The following is a 15,548-nucleotide window of genomic DNA, read 5'->3' as shown; positions in this document are numbered from 1 at the left end:
ACCCCGGCGCGCGCCGGGTGTACAATCGGGCGGGACACTCTGTTCAAACAGTGTCCATTGGGTGTATATTGATTGAACAGATGTGTACGTGACACCACCGGTGCGGGCGACCCGGAGGTGGAAGCATGGAGAACGGCGTTCTGCAGGCCAGCTTGGGGCCGCTCCTGGACCTGGTGGACCTCGCCGTGACCATCGTCGACGCCGAGGGCCGGGTGGCGGCCTGGAACGAGGGCGCCGAGCGGCTTTACGGCATCGCGGCCCCGGACATCCTCGGCCGGGCGATCACGGGCTTCTTCACCCCGTCCTCGCTGATGGTCCGCCGGGTGCTGGAGAGCGGCCAGCGGGTGGAGTGGACCTACCACCAGCCGCGCCCCGGCATCTACGTCCTGGTCTCGGCGGCGCCGGTGATACGGGACGGGCAGGTCGTCGGCGCCATCGCCGTGGAGCGGGACGTCACCGACCTGGTGGAGCTCTCCAACGAACTGTTGCAGGCCCGGGGGCAGGTGGACGCCCTGCAGGAGCGGCTGAGCCCGTCCCCTGCGCCGGCCCCGCCGTCCGCGGACCCCTTCCAGGCGGTGCGCGGGCGCCATCCCGCGATCCGCCGGGCGATCCGCCTGGCTTCGCTGGTCGCCGCCACCGACGCCACGGTGCTGATCCGGGGGGAGACCGGCGCCGGCAAGGAGCTGTTCGCCCGGGCCATCCATCAGGCCTCGCGGCGGCGCGACGGCCCCTTCGTGGTCCTCAACTGCGGCGCCATCCCGGCCACGCTGTTCGAGAGCGAGCTCTTCGGCTACGCCCCCGGCGCGTTCACCGGCGCCAACCCCAAGGGGCAGCGGGGCAAGCTGGAACTGGCCCACGGGGGCACCCTCTTCCTGGACGAGGTCGGAGACCTGCCGCTGGAGTCCCAGGTAAAGCTGCTCCGCTTCCTGGAGGACCGGAAGTTCTACCGGGTCGGCGGCTCCACCCCCATCACCGTGGACGTCCGGGTGGTGGTGGCCACCAACCGGGATCTGGAAGAACTGGTACGCCAGGGGCGCTACCGGGATGATCTGTACTGGCGCCTCAACGTGTTCACCCTGGACATCCCGCCGCTCCGGGAGCGTCGTGAGGACATCGCGGAGCTCATGCAGCGGTTCCTCCACGAGTTCAGCATGCGCTACGGGCGGCCGCCGGCGGAGGTGCACCCCGCGGTGATCCAGGCGATGATGGAGCACACCTGGCCCGGCAACGTCCGGGAGCTGCGCAGCGCCGTGGAGCGCATGGTCATCCTGTCCCCCGACGGCGCCGTCGGCCCGGAGCTCATCCCGGCCATCCTGGGTCCCGCCCGGCGGGGGGCCGCCGCGGCCGGGCCGGCAGCTCCGCCCTGCGCGCCCGGCGCCGCGCCGCAGGACGAGCGGGAGGCGATCGTGGCGGCACTGGCAGCGACCCGCTACAACCGCAGTGCGGCGGCGCGCCTCCTCGGCATCTCCCGGGGGACGCTCTACAACCGCATGCGCCGGCTCGGCCTGGACGCGCAGACGGCGCAGGGCTCCCGCTGAGGGAGCCCTGCGCCGTTGGTTGGTTGGTGGACGGGGGATCAGTAATGGCCTGCTTCGCTGCCGGTGCCCTGCCGGCCAAACAGCCGGTAGGCCCAGATCTGGTAGAGCAGGACGAACGGCAGGAAGACCACGACCACCCAGAACATGAACTGCAGGGTGTAGTGGCTGCTGGAGGAGTTAAACGCCGTCAGGCTGTAGGCCGGGTCGATCCGGGACGGGAACATGTTGGGGAAGAGGCCGATGACGGCGGCGACGACGGTGATGCCCACCGTGAGCGAGCCCATCAGCAGTGCGAGGGCGTGCCGGCCCTTCTCCAGGTACACCCGGGTGAGCACCAGCAGGACCACCGCCAGGGCCGGGACCACGAACAGCGCCGGCACCTTCAGGTAGTTCTCCATCAGCCGGGTGGCGAACGGGGTGTAGACCAGCCAGGCGGCGGCCACCACCAGGACCGCGGGCCACATGCGCTTGGCAAAGGTGTCCGCCTTTGCCCGGAACCCGTCGTCAGGGGCCTTGTGCGCCAGCCAGGAGGCGCCGTTCATCAGGAAGGCGACGACGAACAGCACGCCGGTCAGCAGGCCATACGGGTTCAGCAGGCTGAGGACGGTGCCGTGGTAGCCCTGGGCGTCCAGCAGCATGCCCTGGAAGATGTTGCCGAAGGCCACGCCGAACAGGAAGGCCACCAGGAAGCTGGCGACGGAGAGGACCCAGCCCCAGATCTTCTGCCAGCCCGCGTCGTAGTCCATGTGGTGGTAGAACTCGATCGCCACCGCCCGGAACATCAGGCCGAACAGGATGATGAACAGGGGCAGGTACAGCGAGCTGAACATGGTCGCATACAGCTTGGGGAATGCGGCGAAGGTGACGCCGCCGGCCGTGATCACCCAGACCTCGTTGCCGTCCCAGATCGGGGCCAGCGAGCCGATCAGGTGGTGCTGCTCCTCGTCCTCCCGGAAGATGCCGGCCAGCATTCCGGAGCCGAGGTCGAAGCCGTCAAGGCCGAAGTAGATCGCCCAGAGCAGCCCCCATAGGGCGAACCAGATCACCTGCAAGAGCTCGTGGGACATCCGTCGATACCTCCTTTGCGCACAGGCGGGTTAGTCGGCCACGGCAACCTGCCGCTCGTCGTAGGCCTCGGGGCCGGCCTTGGCGTAGCGGACCAGGAGGTAAGCGTCCAGGCCCACGAGAATGGCATAGAACACCACCACGAGGCCGAGGCTGATGGCCACGTCAGCCGGCGCGACGGGCGAGACCGAGTCGGCGGTGGTGATCAGGCCGTAGACGGTCCACGGCTGGCGGCCCACCTCGGCGGTCATCCAGCCCAGGTTGGTCGCGATGTAGGGCAGCGGAATCGACCACAGCAGGAACCTCAGCAAGAGCGGGCGATCGGGGAGGGTGCCCTTGCGGTGGTGCCACCAGGCGGCGATGGCGAGGGCCAGCATCAGGATGCCGAGGCCCACCATCAGCCGGAAGGACCAGAACGTGAGCGCCACCGGCGGCCGCAGCTCCTCGGGCACGTCCTTCAGGCCCAGAACCTCGGCGTCCGTGCTGCCATAGGACAGCCAGCTGGTCAGGCCGGGGATGGTGATCGCCTGGACCGCGTTGCGCTCGTTCTTCTCATCCGGCACGACGATCAGCGAGAAGCCGGCGCCCCGCTCGGTCTCCCACTGGGCCTCCATGGCGGCCAGCTTCACCGGCTGCCGCAGGGCGACGTTCCTGCCGTTGTAGTGGCCGGTGACGGCGTTGCCCAGGGTGGCGATGATGGCGAAGACCGTGCCGTACTTGACGCAGATCTGCATCAGTTCCACGTTCCGCTTGCGCAGCAGATGGTAGGCCGACACGGCCAGGACGAAGAAGGCGCCGACGGCGTAGCAGGCGAACAGGGTATGGACATAGGTGTACCAGGCGTACGGGTTGAACAGGACATCCCAGAAGTTGACCAGCTCAGCCCGGTTGTTGCGCAGCACGTAGCCCACCGGGTTCTGCATGAAGCCGTTGGCGACGATGATCCACACCGCGGAGAGGTGGGTGCCCAGCGCGATCAGCCAGCCGGCCAGGAGGTGCATCTTCTTCGACAGCTTGTTCCAGCCGAAGATCCAGACGCCCAGCATGGTCGACTCGAGGAAGAACGCCATGAGGGCCTCCACGGCCAGCGGGGAACCAAAGATGTCGCCCATGAACTCCGAGTACCGGGACCAGTTGGTGCCGAACTGGAACTCCATGGCGACCCCGGTGACCACGCCCAAAAGGAAGTTGATGGTGAACAGCCGACCCCAGAACTTCGTGAGGGTCTTGTACTTGGGATCGCCCGTGCGGACGTACAGGGTCTCCATGATGCAGGTGAAGATGATCAGGCCGATGGATAGAGGCACGAAAACGAAGTGAAAACCGACCGTCAAGGCAAACTGGATCCGGCTCAGCATCGTGACGTCCAACTGTCCTCATCCTTTCCCGGCATCCTGCCGCTTGACTTGGTTCGCCCGTGTCTGTGATGCGCGTCACAATTACCCGCATCTCGAGTCTAGCAATCCCGCCAGGCACTTGGTATGAGTCAAAGTAACAAATTCACGCATGCTCAGACCTGCATTGTGAAATGTAGGTGCCCTACAGCGGCGGTCGCAGGCCCACGCCAGGGCTACACCCCGGCTACCACGGATCAAGGAGGTACGTGTAATGGAACGCCCGATCTACCTTGACTACAACGCCACGACTCCGGTGGATCCGGCCGTGGTCGAGGCGATGCTCCCCTACCTGACCGATCACTACGGCAATCCGCACTCCACACACCGGTTGGGGGCGGTAGCCGCCGCGGCCGTCGCCACCGCCCGGGAACAGGTGGCCGGCCTGATCGGCGCCTCGGCCGGAGAGATCGTGTTCACATCGTGCGCCAGCGAGTCCATCAACCTGGCGGTGAAGGGCGTCGCCTTCGCCCGGGGGCGGGGGCACATCATCACCTCGGCCATCGAGCACCCGGCGACGCTGGAGGCCTGCCGGTACCTGGAGCGGCACTTCGGCTTCGCCCTGACCGTCCTGCCCGCCGACGAACAGGGGCGCATCGACCCCGACGCCGTGCGCCGGGCGCTCCGCCCGGACACGATCCTCATCACCCTCCTGCACGCGCAGAACGAGACCGGGGTGATCCAGCCGGTGGAAGAGGTCGGCCGCATCGCCCGCGAGGCCGGCGTCCTCTTCCACGTGGACGCCGCCCAGAGCTGCGGCAAGATCCCCGTGGACGTCCGGGCCATCGGCTGCGACCTGCTCACCGTCGCCGGCCACAAGCTGTACGCCCCGAAGGGGGTCGGGGCGCTGTACGTGCGCAGCGGCGTCGTGTTACATCCGCTGATTCATGGGGCAGACTACGAAGGGGGGAGGCGGGCCGGGACGGAGAACGTGCCTTACCTCGTCGCCCTGGGGCGGGCAGCGGAGATCGCCGAGGCAAAGCTGGCCATCGGCGAAGGCCGGCGGCTCGCGGAGTTGCGGGACCGGCTGCAGCAGCGGCTGGCCGCGGCGCTGCCGATCCGCGTCACCGGGCTCGGGGCCCCCCGGCTCCCCAACACCCTGCACCTGCTGGTGGAGGGCCTGGTGGGCAACGACCTGCTGGACGCCGCACCGGAGGTGGCGGCCTCCACGGGCTCCGCCTGCCACGCCGGGGTGAGCGAGCCGAGCGCCGTGCTGCTGGCCATGGGGCTCGCGCCCGAGGAGGCCCTGGGCTCCGTGCGGCTGAGCCTGGGCCGGTACACCACCGCGGAAGAGGTCGACGCTGCCGCCGACGCCCTGATCGCCGCGGCCCGGCGGCTCCGGCCTGCGGCGCGGTAGACAGGCCCCTCAGGCGCGAAGACGGGAGGCTACTGCGCGGGCAGTAGCCTCCCCTAGACCCGACCCGACCTTCGGGACTACTCCCAAAAGAGTCGCGTGAACGCCGGGCCGCGCGACAGGGGAATAGCCGGCGGGCGGCGAATATGCTGATAACCAGGCGAGGAGGTGAGGGCCATTGGACCGCACTCCGACCAGGACGTGGGTTGAGCCTCCATCCATTCCCCTCCCTGCCTCGCGCGCGGCCGCCGGGCCGCGGGACCGGTTGGGCGGGCTGCAGAGCGGCCTGCCCCGCCTTGAAGAGCGTGCGAACGGAATCGCCTTTGTTTCGGAATCAGGAGCCTGCGCGGAGCCGGGCCTGTGGCCAGGCTGCCCGACGTGAGCGAACTGGTTGCGAAGCAAAGGCGATTTTTGTCCCCCGCCGTTCGGCGCCCGGCGGGCGGCTTCGGCAGGTCGAGACCCGTGGGGAGTGCAGGCGCCAGAACGACGATGCGCCAGGGAGGAATGCCAGATGAGTCTGAGGCTGTACGAAGGCATGTCGCTCCGCGAGATCTCCGAGTACCTGTTCGTCGAGGATGAGCCCACACCCGGCGATCTGATCCTGGTCTTCGGCGGCAAGCGGCTGGAGCGGGCCGAGCGCGCGGCAGAGCTGTACAAGGCCGGACTGGCTCCCAAGGTCTTCATCACGGGCGGCGACAAGCGCGGCATCGGCGTGTGCGAGGCCGAGCGGCTGCGGGACCACATGGTCGAGCTGAGCGTGCCGGCAGAGGCGATTGACATCGAATGCGAGGGCCTCAACACCATCGAACAGGTTCAGTACTCGGTTAAGCGTATAGAGGAAACGATCGGCTGGAAGAACATCAAGAACGTCCTCCTGGTGAGCGCGCCGCATCACATGCGCCGGGTGAAGCGGACCATCGCCAACTATATCCCCCGGGAGACCAAGATCACGTGCTGCCCCGACCGGCGGACCGACATCACCCGGGACAACTGGTGGCACACGGACGACGGGCAGAAGCTCGTCTACCGGGAGCTGGAGAAGGTCCGCACCTACGCTCTGCACGGAAACCTGTAGAAAAGGGAAAGCCCCCCTGGCAGGAAGCCTGCCAGGGGGGCTGAGGTCTTGGTTACGGCCACGTACGTTGCGGAAACCGGCGCAGCTCCCCGGGGCTCAGCGTGCGGGTGCGGGACAGTTGCGGGTACCGCTCCCGGAGCGCGTGCAGCACCTCCCAGTGCCAGAAGGACCGCCACCGTCGGCGGAGCCGGCCCACAAGCGCCGCCAGCCAGCCGGTCCGCCTGCGCCCGCGGCCGCGCATCCACGGCCGGCCGCGGCGCAGCCGCCGCGTGCCGGTTCCCGGCCGTCTCTGCCGCGTACCCACGTGTCCCTCACTCCCCCCGTGCAGCCTGCGCGAACAGTATGCCCGCCCGGGCCCGGCACGATACGGGAGGGACGCGGGAGCCTCACCGGATGAACTCCATCACCTCGTCCAGCGGCCGCCGGGGGGCCCCCTCCCGCTCCTCGGCGGGGAAGCCCACCGGGATCAGCGCCACGAACTCCCACCCCTCGGGGACGTTCAGCAGCTTCTCGATCTCCGCCTTCGCCTGCAGGGGGCCGGCCATCCAGCAGGCCCCCAGCCCCTGCTGGTGCAGGGCCAGAAGGAGCAGCATGATCGCCCCGCCGATGGTCTGGATGCGGGACGACCCGAACCGGCGCCACTCCATCATCTCCGCGGCCGCCGGGTCCTGGGGGCCCCGGGCGGCCAGCAGCCTGTCCGCCACCGACTGGTAGCCGCCCACCTGGACGGCGATGCAGGCCGGCGCGTCCCGGAAAAAGGCGCTGGTCCGGATCCAGCGGTCCGCCTGCTCCCGGTACCGGTCGGCCTCGGGCCACGACGCCATCAGCCGGCTGCGGGCCTCCACCGCGTCGGCGATCTGCCCGATCAGCTCCCGGTTCTTCACCACCGTGAACCGCCACGGCTGGTAGTTTCCCCCGCTCGGGGCCCAGGTCGCCAGCTCGATCGCCCGCTGCAGCATCTCGTCGGGCACGTCGTCCGGCCGATAGCGCCGGATAGAGCGGCGTGTGCGGACCAGATCGTACAGCTCCTGAAACTCCATCTCCCACAGCTCCCTTCTATAGAAACACGCCGTGTCAGCCACGGCGTGCCCGATCGGTCGTCCTCCGTTAGAATGCGCCGTCCAGGACCCGCTCGATGTCGGCGGCGGTCAGACGGCGGCGGTGCCCCACCAGCCTCCCGGAACGGTCGAACAGGAGCCAGTCGCCCATCTCCGCTTTCAGCTCGTCCATCATCGCCTGGGCGTCCGCATGGCCGACGTCCACGTAGATGAACTCACACCGGCCCCGGTACTGCCGTTCCACCGGCATCACGAGCGGGCGGCTCAGCAGGCAGCTGAGGGAGAAGTCGCTGTAGAAGTGGAGTACCGTGGGCCGATCCCCGCTGCGCGACTTCCGCAGCTTCTTCCGGGGATCGGCGGGGGTGCGCGCCCCTCGGCGCACCGCCACCCAGTAGATGACGAAAACGCCGATCAGCCCCAGGATGACGACGTACCCCGCCAGCTGCCAGTGCAGACGCCAGGCCAGCAGCCCCAGGACCACCAGCAAGAGCAGGCTCGACAGCAGATAGGAGAAGCGACGGACGAAGAACATGGGGCAGGTCTACCTCCTCCGGCCGTTCTGCTTCTCATTTCCGCACCGGGCCCCGCAAACCCTGCCATTCCCATCGGGCGCCCAGGTGTCCGTTCCCCGGGCGGCGAATTGGGCACAATGCCCGTCAGATGCCGGCGGCCCCTGGCTGCTCAACGCCGGCGTCCTCGGCATGAAGCCCTTCCGGGCCTGGCAGGCGGAGCTGCGCCGGCTGTAGCGTCTGCCGCCGCAGCGGCGTGCAGCGGCGGGAGGGACCCGACTAGTCGTAGAGCCGGTACGCCGCCGCCTCCTCCGCGAAGGAGCGGGCCTCCTCCGCCCACGCGGAAAGCACCTGCCCAAGCGGCAGTTCCCCCTCCGCCGCCCGGTAGAGCCGGTCGGAACCGCTCAGCCGGTCCAGCCAGCGGGTACTCCCCCACATGACCCATTCGAAGTGCTTGGGGTGGAGCCGCCGCACCACGGCGATCACGTGCGCACCAAGCTCCACCGGCCGCACCACCCGGCGGTCCACGATGTGCACCTGCACACCCCGGCAGAGCCGGCCCTGATGTTTGGACGCGGTCGGGATGAAGTAGGCGGGGCGGAAGAGCACGCCGGGAAGCTCCAGCGCCCGCAGCTCCGCCACCGTGCGCCTCTCGTCCAGCCACGGGGCGCCGAACACCTGGAAGGGCAGGGCGGTGCCCCGGCCCTCGGAGAGGTTGGTGCCTTCCAGAAAGCACAGGCCGGGGTAGAGCGTGAGCATGTCCAGGCCGTTGGCGGCCGGGCTGGGCGGAACGAAGGGCAGACCGGTCTCGTCCCACCACATCGAACGGCGCCAGCCCTCCAGGGGCACGACGACCAGGTCGCAGCCGATCTTGAACCGCTGGTTCAGCCAGGTCGCAATCTCGCCGTGGGTCAGCCCGTGGCGGATGGCCACCGGGTAGAGGCCGACGAAGGACTCCAGCCCTGGCTGCACGATCCCCCCCTCTACCTGCAGGCCGCCGATGGGGTTGGGCCTGTCCAGCACGATCAGCCGCTTGCCCTGTTCGGCGGCGGCTTGCATACACAGGGCCATGGTCCAGGTGTAGGTGAAGAAGCGTACGCCCGCATCCTGCAGGTCGAACAGCAGCACGTCCACGTCGGCCAGCATCTCGGGGGCAGGCTTGCGGGTATCGCCGTACAGGCTGTGGACGGGCAGCCCCGTCGCCGGGTCCACCGCGCGGTCCACCTTCTCCCCCGCCGGCACGTCCCCCCGGATGCCGTGCTCGGGCGAGAACAGGGCCGTCACCCGGACCCCGGGGTCGGCCGCCAGCAGGTCGATGATGGACTCCAGCCGGCTGTTTACGCCCGTGTGGTTGGTGACGATCCCGACACGGACCCCGCTCAGCAGCTGACGGCGGGACCTCAGGAGCACCTCGTTGCCCAGCCTGACATCTGCCAATCCGATCACTCACCTTCGCACAGCGTTGAGGAGTTGGATGCCCATATGAACGCAGTACCCGTGACTGACGGCCTGTACGAGACCCGCTGGCCTCCGGGGCTGCATCCGGCGGGCCCCGCCGCGGCCGGCTTCGACCCCGACCGGCTGGAGGCGGCCATCCGCCTGCTGGAGCAGGAGATCGCGGCCGAAAGGCTGCCAGGGGCCGTGGTGGTCATCGCGCGGGACGGTGCGGTGGCGGCCCACCGGGCGCTGGGATGGGCGGCGGTCTATCCCCGGCGCCGGCCCATGACCCCCGGGACCCTGTTTGACCTGGCGTCGCTGACCAAGGTGATGGCCACCCTGCCCGCGGTCCTGCGCCTGATGGAAATGGGCGAGATCCGACTGGACGACCCCCTTCACCTATTCTTCCCCGAGTACCAGGGGGACGGCCGGCAGGAGATCCGCATCCGCCACCTGCTCACCCACACGTCGGGCCTGCCGGCCGGGAGCCTTTCCCTCCGGGAGCCCGCGGCGAGCCAGGAGGAGCGCATCGCCCGGATCGCGCAGGTCCCGCTGGAGGCGCCCCCGGGCAGCCGCATCATCTACAGTGACCTGGGCTTCATCCTGCTGGGCGAGCTGGTCGCCCGGTTGAGCGCCCGGCCGCTGGAGCGGTTCGTGCGGGAGCAGGTCCACGGGCCGCTCGGCCTCGAGGAGACGGGCTACCTCCCGGAAGGCGAACGGGCGGCCAGCGCCGCAGCCACCGAGTTCCGGGAGCACCTGGGGCGCTACCAGTGCGGCGAGGTGCACGACCAGACGGCGACCGCCTTGGGAGGCGTGTCCGGCCACGCGGGCCTGTTCGGCACGGCACCGGAGGTGGCGGCGTACGGCCAGATGTGGCTGGACGGCGGCAGCGGCGTCCTTTCGCCGGCCTCGGTCGCCGCCGCCACCCGGGATCAGACGCCGCACATCGCGGGGGACGAACACCGGGGTCTGGGCTGGATCGTCGTGCACGAAGGCGCCGCCTTCCTGAGCTGCGGCGACCTGTTCAGCGTCGGCTCCTTCGGCCACACCGGCTTCACCGGCACCAGCCTCTGGGTGGACCCGCACAGGCGGCTCGTGGTCGCCCTCCTGACCAACCGGGTGCACTTCGGCCGCTCGGACCACATCCGCCGGCTGCGCCCCCTGTTCCACAACGCCGTGGCGGCAGCGCTGAAGTAAGGGTGCCCATGGCCGGAGCCCTCTTGAAAAGGGCGGTCACGCCATACAGCGCGCGACCGCCCTGTCGTGTGTCTGACCGCCCGGCAGGCGCCTCCGGCCGTCCGCGGCCGGGCTCCGGAACACCGGGGCAGCGTTCATCGTCAATACCGCAAAAGATCATGAAGGGGTGAGGCACATGGCCATCCGGGACTTTTCCGACCTGCAGAGGGAAGTGTTTCGCCTGTACAACCAGGGCGCCTACCGGGAGGCGCTGGCGCTGATCGACCGGGAGGCCGGCCGCTTCCCCGACTACGCCCCGACCTTCTACTTCTGGCGGGCGTGCCTCGCCTGCCGGGCGGACGGCGCGGACGCCGGGCTCCGCTGGCTGCAGGCGGCCGCGGAGGAGGGGCTGTGGTACCATGAGCGGATGCTGAACGACCCGGACCTGGCGCCGCTGCGGGGGGATCCCCGGTTCGAACCGCTCCTGAAGCTGTTCCGCGAGCGCTGGGAAGCCGCCCAGGCCGTCGCCCGGCCCGTGCTGCGCACGTACGAGCCCGAAGGCGAACCCCAGGGGCTGCTGGTGGCCTTGCACGGCGCGTCGAGCGGCTTTGAGCAGGAAGAGGAGCGGGCCCGCTGGACCGCCGCGACCGCGGCCGGCTGGCGCGTGGCCCTGGCCCAGTCGTCCCAGGTGTGGGGCCCGGGCCTCTACTCCTGGAGGGACCGCGACCGGGCCCTGGCGGAGGTCAGGGCGCACCTGGACAGCCTCGGCCCCCACGACCCCACGGTCATGGCGGGCTTCTCGATGGGCGCGGCGGTCGCGATGTTCGGGGTGCTGACCGGGGCGTTTCCGGCGACGCGCTTCCTCGCCGTCGCCCCCGCCATCCGGCTGGAGACCTTCCGGCCGCTGCTTGCGGAGGCGCGGCGCGACGTCCGGGGCTACATCCTCATCGGCGACGGAGACTGGATGTTCAAGGAGGTCCAGGAGTTCGCATCCGCGATGAGGGACGCTGGCCTCGCCTGCGAGCTGGAGGTGCACCCGGGCCTCGGGCACGACTTTCCGACCGGCTTCGCCGCGGACCTGCCCAGGCGGCTGGCCGTCCTCAACTCGCCTCGATGAACTTGAACTGCGCCTGAATCAGGTTGTAGTACGCGCCGCGCCGGGCCATGAGCGACTCGTGGGTGCCCATCTCGACGATCTGCCCGTGGTCCAGTACCACGATCTTGTCGGCGTTGCGGATGGTCGCCAGCCGGTGGGCGATGACGAAGGAGGTCCGCCCCTGCAACAGCCGCGCCAGGGCCTCCTGGATCAGCAGCTCGGTCTGGGTGTCGATGGAGGCCGTGGCCTCGTCCAGCACCAGGATCCGGGGATCCGCAAGCAGGGCGCGGGCAAACGAGATCAGCTGCCGCTCGCCCATGGAGAGCCGGGAACCCCGCTCCCGCACCTCGGTCTGGTACCCGTGGGGCAGCCGCATGATGAAGTCGTGGGCCCGCACCGCCTCCGCCGCTTCGATGACCTCCTCGTCGGTGGCGTCCAGCCGTCCGTAGCGGATGTTGTCCATGATCGTCCCGCTGAAGATGAAGGTATCCTGCAGCACCACGGCGATCTGCCGGCGCAGCGACTCCAGGGTCACGTCCCGGACGTCCACGCCGTCGATCCGCACCGCGCCCTCGTTCACATCGTAGAACCGGGACAGCAGGTTGATGATCGACGTCTTGCCCGCGCCCGTATGGCCGACCAGGGCCACCGTCTCGCCCGGGTTCACCTTCAGGGAGACCCCGCGCAGGGCGGTGCGCCCTTCCTCGTACGCGAAGGTCACGTTGTCCAGCTCCACCTCGCCCCGGATCGGGGGCAGCGGCTGCGCATCCGGCTTCTCGGGCACGGTGGGCTTCGTGTCCAGGTACTCGAAGATGCGCTCGCTGGAGGCCATGGCCACCAGGACGTTGCCGTACAGCTGGGTCAGCCGCAGGATCGGCTCCCAGAACTGGCCGACGTACGTCACGAAGGCGACCAGCACGCCCACGGTGATGCCGCCGCCCTGCAGGATCCGGGTGCCGTACCAGTAGACCACCGCGGTGCCCAGGGCCCCCATGATCTCCACGATCGGGTTGAACCAGGCGTTGAGCCGGATGGTGTCCATCCAGGTCTTGCGCACCTCGACGTTCATGTCCGCGAAGAAGTCCTTGTTGGGCTCCTGCTGGCTGAACGCCTGGGTGACCCGCACGCCCTGGATCGCCTCCGCCAGGTGGGCCGTGAGCCGGGAGCGCTGGATCCGCACCCGCTGCCAGCCGTGGCGCACCCGGGTCCGCAGCCGCACGGTGGTGACCATCATCAGGGGCAGGAAGGCGAAGATGACCACGGAGAGCTTCAGGTGCATCGACATCATGATGAGGATGATGCCGACCAGGGTCAGCACGTCCTGCAGGGCGCTGATGATGCCGTTGGTGAACAGGTCCTGCAGCGAGTTGACGTCGTTGGTCACCCGCACCAGGATCGACCCGGCGGGCCGGGTGTCGAAGAAGCGCATGGACAGCGACTGCACGTGGGCGAAGATCTTCGTCCGCAGGTCGTACAGGGCCCGCTGCCCCACCCAGCTCGTCAGCCGGATCTGCGCGTAGTTCGCCAGCCAGTTGACGAGGTACACCGCGAGCATCGCGCCTGCCAGGATGAAGAGCCGATCGGTGCGGGCATACGGCTCCAGCCACTGCGTCCAGCGGGTGAACCGGACCTCGGACTCCAGGGCGGTGTCGATCGCCTGCGCCATCAGCCACGGCACGGCAAGGCGGGTGACCGTCACGCCCAGCATGGCGATACCCGCGAGGATCACGTAACGGAGGTAGGGGACCAGGAAGGCGCCCAGCCGCTTCAGCTGGTTCCAGTCGAAGGGCTTCTCGAAGACCTGCTCCTCCCGGTAGTAGAAGCGGTCCGCGTTCTCGCTCCGGGGGGCCGCCCCCCTGCGCAGCTCCCGTGCCGTCCGGTACTGCCCCATGCCCATCAGCGGCTCCCCCCCTTCCCGGCCTCCGCGGCCCGTTGCTCCTCGAAGTCCCGGAACTGGATGTCGTAGATGGCTCGGTACACGCCGCCCCGGGCCAGCAGCTCCTCGTGGGTGCCCCGCTCCACGATGCGGCCCTGGTCCAGCACCAGAATCTCGTCCGCGTGCTTCACCGAGGAGAGCCGGTGCGCGATGATGAACGTGGTCCGCCCCCGCATGGCGTTCTGCAGGGCCACCTGGATCTCGTGCTCCGTCTCCATGTCCACCGAGGCGGTGGCGTCGTCGAGGATCAGGATGCGGGGGTTGTTGAGGATCGCCCGGGCGATGGCGATGCGCTGCCGCTGCCCGCCGGAGAGGCCCAGCCCCCGTTCACCGATGATGGTGTCGTAGCCGGCCGGGGTCTCCATGATGAAGTCATGCGCACGGGCGAGCTTGGCCGCGGCGATGATCTCCTCCATGGTGGCCGTGCGCCGGCCGTAGGCGATGTTCTCCCGGATCGATGCCGACCAGAGGAAGGTCTCCTGCTGCACGATCCCGATCTGCCGGCGCAGGTCGTCCAGGTCGAGGTCGCGCACGTCGATGCCGTCGATGGTCACCCGGCCCCGGGTCACGTCGTAAAACCGGGGAATGAGCGCCACCAGGGTCGACTTGCCCGAGCCGGTGGCGCCGATCAGCCCGATGACACTTCCGGGCGGGGCGTCCAGGTGGATGTCCGCGAGCGCCGGATGCGGGCTGATCTCGCCCGTGCCAGGGCGGGGCGAGTCGTACTGGAACCAGACCCCCTCGAAGCGGACGTGGCCCTTCATCTCGGGCAGCCGCACCGGCTCCGGCGGACTCTGCACCGCCACCGGGTGCTCCAGCACCTCCAGCAGCCGCTCGCCCGAGGCGATGGCCTGGGTGAGCTCGTTGATGCGATATCCGACCTCCCGCATTGGCCAGATCCAGTACCAGATCAGGCTGTTGAAGGCGACCAGCTCGCCCAGCGACAGCTCGCCGCGCAGCACCAGCAGGCCGCCATAGGCGAGCATCAGCGTCAGCGCCAGGTTGGAGAGCAGTTCCATGACAGGGAAGTACCGCGCCCAGAGCCCCGTCGTCGCCAGGTTGGCTTCCAGGTACTCCTGGTTGTGGGCGGCAAACTTCCGGACCTCGAAGTCCTCCCGGGCAAAGGACTTTACCGTGCGCATCCCGTTCAGGTTCTCCTGGGCGGCGGTGGAGAGGCCGGCCAGGGCCTCGCGCACCCGGCGGAAGGCCGGATGCACCCGCCGCTCGAACCGCAGCACCACCGCCAGCAGAAAGGGCATCGCCAGGAGGGTCACCAGCGTCAGCCGGACGGACATCGAGAGCATGACCACCAGCGAGAAGAGGGTCATGAAGAGGATGTCCATCAGGTGGACCCACCCGAAGGAGAGGAACATCCGGAAGGCCTCCACGTCGGCGGTGACGCGGGACATGAGGTCGCCGGTGTACGCGTTGTCGTAGTACTTGAAGTGCAGGTACTGAAGCTTGTCGTAGAGGGCGTTGCGCAGGTCCAGGGTGGCGTTCTGCCCGAAGGAGTGGCCCAGATACTGTCGCAGGAAGTTGAACACCGCCCGGACCAGGGCGACGGCCAGCACCGCCGCCGTCCAGTACGGCAGTTCGGCAAACCGCTGCTCCCGGATGACCCGGTCGATCAGCTGCTCCAGCAGCCACGGCCGCACCAGGCCCACCGCGGTCAGGCACGCCATGGCCAGGACCGATCCCAGCCCCCATCCGATGTACGGGACAAAAAAGCGCCTGAGGCGCGCGAACACCCGCATGCACCCAACTCCCTCAATACGGTTGAACGTTTATCTATAGCAAATTCGCCCTCGGTGACGAGGTTCCTTCACCTAGTCAACTGTCAATCCTGCTTAGCATCTGTGGTTGACACCGATGCCCCCTGGACCTACGATTAAAATATGAAAATATCATCA

General features: G+C 68.8%; 14 protein-coding genes. 6 read left to right on the top strand and 8 right to left on the bottom strand.

Annotated features, from left to right (window positions below; all coding sequences use genetic code 11):
• The first annotated feature begins 125 nt into the window (after nucleotides 1–125).
• On the top strand, nucleotides 126–1,538 hold the full coding sequence (locus STH_RS03315) for a sigma-54 interaction domain-containing protein (protein ID WP_011194777.1): 1,413 nt from the start codon (nucleotides 126–128) through the stop codon (nucleotides 1,536–1,538).
• 38 nt (nucleotides 1,539–1,576) lie between these two features.
• On the opposite strand, the gene cydB is transcribed toward STH_RS03315, so the two are convergent.
• On the bottom strand, nucleotides 1,577–2,605 hold the full coding sequence (cydB, locus tag STH_RS03310) for a cytochrome d ubiquinol oxidase subunit II (protein WP_011194776.1): 1,029 nt from the start codon (nucleotides 2,603–2,605) through the stop codon (nucleotides 1,577–1,579).
• 30 nt (nucleotides 2,606–2,635) lie between these two features.
• Complete coding sequence (locus tag STH_RS03305; protein ID WP_011194775.1) at nucleotides 2,636–3,973, bottom strand: cytochrome ubiquinol oxidase subunit I; 1,338 nt, start codon at nucleotides 3,971–3,973, stop codon at nucleotides 2,636–2,638.
• A gap of 238 nt (nucleotides 3,974–4,211) precedes the next feature.
• On the opposite strand from STH_RS03305, the gene STH_RS03300 reads away from it, so the two are divergent.
• On the top strand, nucleotides 4,212–5,354 hold the full coding sequence (locus STH_RS03300) for a cysteine desulfurase family protein (RefSeq protein WP_011194774.1): 1,143 nt from the start codon (nucleotides 4,212–4,214) through the stop codon (nucleotides 5,352–5,354).
• A gap of 508 nt (nucleotides 5,355–5,862) precedes the next feature.
• The gene (locus STH_RS16850) at nucleotides 5,863–6,426 is read left to right on the top strand and encodes a YdcF family protein (RefSeq protein WP_011194773.1); all 564 of its coding nucleotides are present in this window, start codon (nucleotides 5,863–5,865) and stop codon (nucleotides 6,424–6,426) included.
• A 52-nt stretch (nucleotides 6,427–6,478) separates the two neighbouring features.
• Here the strand turns inward: STH_RS16850 and STH_RS03290 are convergent, their stop codons facing one another.
• The 3 genes from STH_RS03290 to STH_RS03280 form a co-directional block, all read right to left on the bottom strand.
• The gene (locus STH_RS03290) at nucleotides 6,479–6,730 is read right to left on the bottom strand and encodes a hypothetical protein (RefSeq protein WP_011194772.1); all 252 of its coding nucleotides are present in this window, start codon (nucleotides 6,728–6,730) and stop codon (nucleotides 6,479–6,481) included.
• An 82-nt stretch (nucleotides 6,731–6,812) separates the two neighbouring features.
• Nucleotides 6,813–7,466, bottom strand: coding sequence for a nitroreductase family protein (locus tag STH_RS03285; protein WP_011194771.1), 654 nt, complete (start codon nucleotides 7,464–7,466; stop codon nucleotides 6,813–6,815).
• Nucleotides 7,467–7,533: 67 nt separating this feature from the next.
• Entirely contained in the window at nucleotides 7,534–8,016 is a 483-nt protein-coding gene (locus STH_RS03280) for a hypothetical protein (protein WP_011194770.1), read from the bottom strand.
• Between the two features lie 85 nt (nucleotides 8,017–8,101).
• Between STH_RS03280 and STH_RS19625 the strand changes: the two genes are divergently transcribed.
• Complete coding sequence (locus STH_RS19625; RefSeq protein WP_276324219.1) at nucleotides 8,102–8,230, top strand: hypothetical protein; 129 nt, start codon at nucleotides 8,102–8,104, stop codon at nucleotides 8,228–8,230.
• Nucleotides 8,231–8,272: 42 nt separating this feature from the next.
• Here STH_RS19625 and STH_RS03270 read toward each other — a convergent pair whose 3' ends face one another.
• On the bottom strand, nucleotides 8,273–9,439 hold the full coding sequence (locus tag STH_RS03270) for an exo-beta-N-acetylmuramidase NamZ family protein (protein ID WP_011194769.1): 1,167 nt from the start codon (nucleotides 9,437–9,439) through the stop codon (nucleotides 8,273–8,275).
• A gap of 36 nt (nucleotides 9,440–9,475) precedes the next feature.
• Between STH_RS03270 and STH_RS03265 the strand changes: the two genes are divergently transcribed.
• Nucleotides 9,476–10,627, top strand: coding sequence for a serine hydrolase domain-containing protein (locus STH_RS03265; RefSeq protein WP_050742085.1), 1,152 nt, complete (start codon nucleotides 9,476–9,478; stop codon nucleotides 10,625–10,627).
• A gap of 175 nt (nucleotides 10,628–10,802) precedes the next feature.
• Entirely contained in the window at nucleotides 10,803–11,723 is a 921-nt protein-coding gene (locus tag STH_RS03260; protein ID WP_011194767.1) for an alpha/beta hydrolase, read from the top strand.
• Here STH_RS03260 and STH_RS03255 read toward each other — a convergent pair.
• Together STH_RS03255 and STH_RS03250 are read right to left on the bottom strand one after the other, a co-directional pair.
• On the bottom strand, nucleotides 11,707–13,599 hold the full coding sequence (locus STH_RS03255; protein ID WP_011194766.1) for an ABC transporter ATP-binding protein: 1,893 nt from the start codon (nucleotides 13,597–13,599) through the stop codon (nucleotides 11,707–11,709). The two genes, STH_RS03260 and STH_RS03255, sit on opposite strands and share 17 nt — an antisense overlap.
• Nucleotides 13,599–15,392: an ABC transporter ATP-binding protein gene (locus tag STH_RS03250; RefSeq protein WP_011194765.1), complete on the bottom strand. Its 1,794-nt coding sequence runs from the start codon at nucleotides 15,390–15,392 to the stop codon at nucleotides 13,599–13,601. Before STH_RS03250 ends, STH_RS03255 begins: the two co-directional genes overlap by 1 nt.
• Nucleotides 15,393–15,548: the final 156 nt, after the last annotated feature.

This window comes from Symbiobacterium thermophilum IAM 14863 (genome assembly GCF_000009905.1).
Taxonomy (GTDB): Bacteria; Bacillota; Sulfobacillia; order Symbiobacteriales; family Symbiobacteriaceae; genus Symbiobacterium; species Symbiobacterium thermophilum.
Note: the sequence above shows the minus strand (reverse complement) of the source record. Positions and strands in the feature narration are given on the sequence as shown.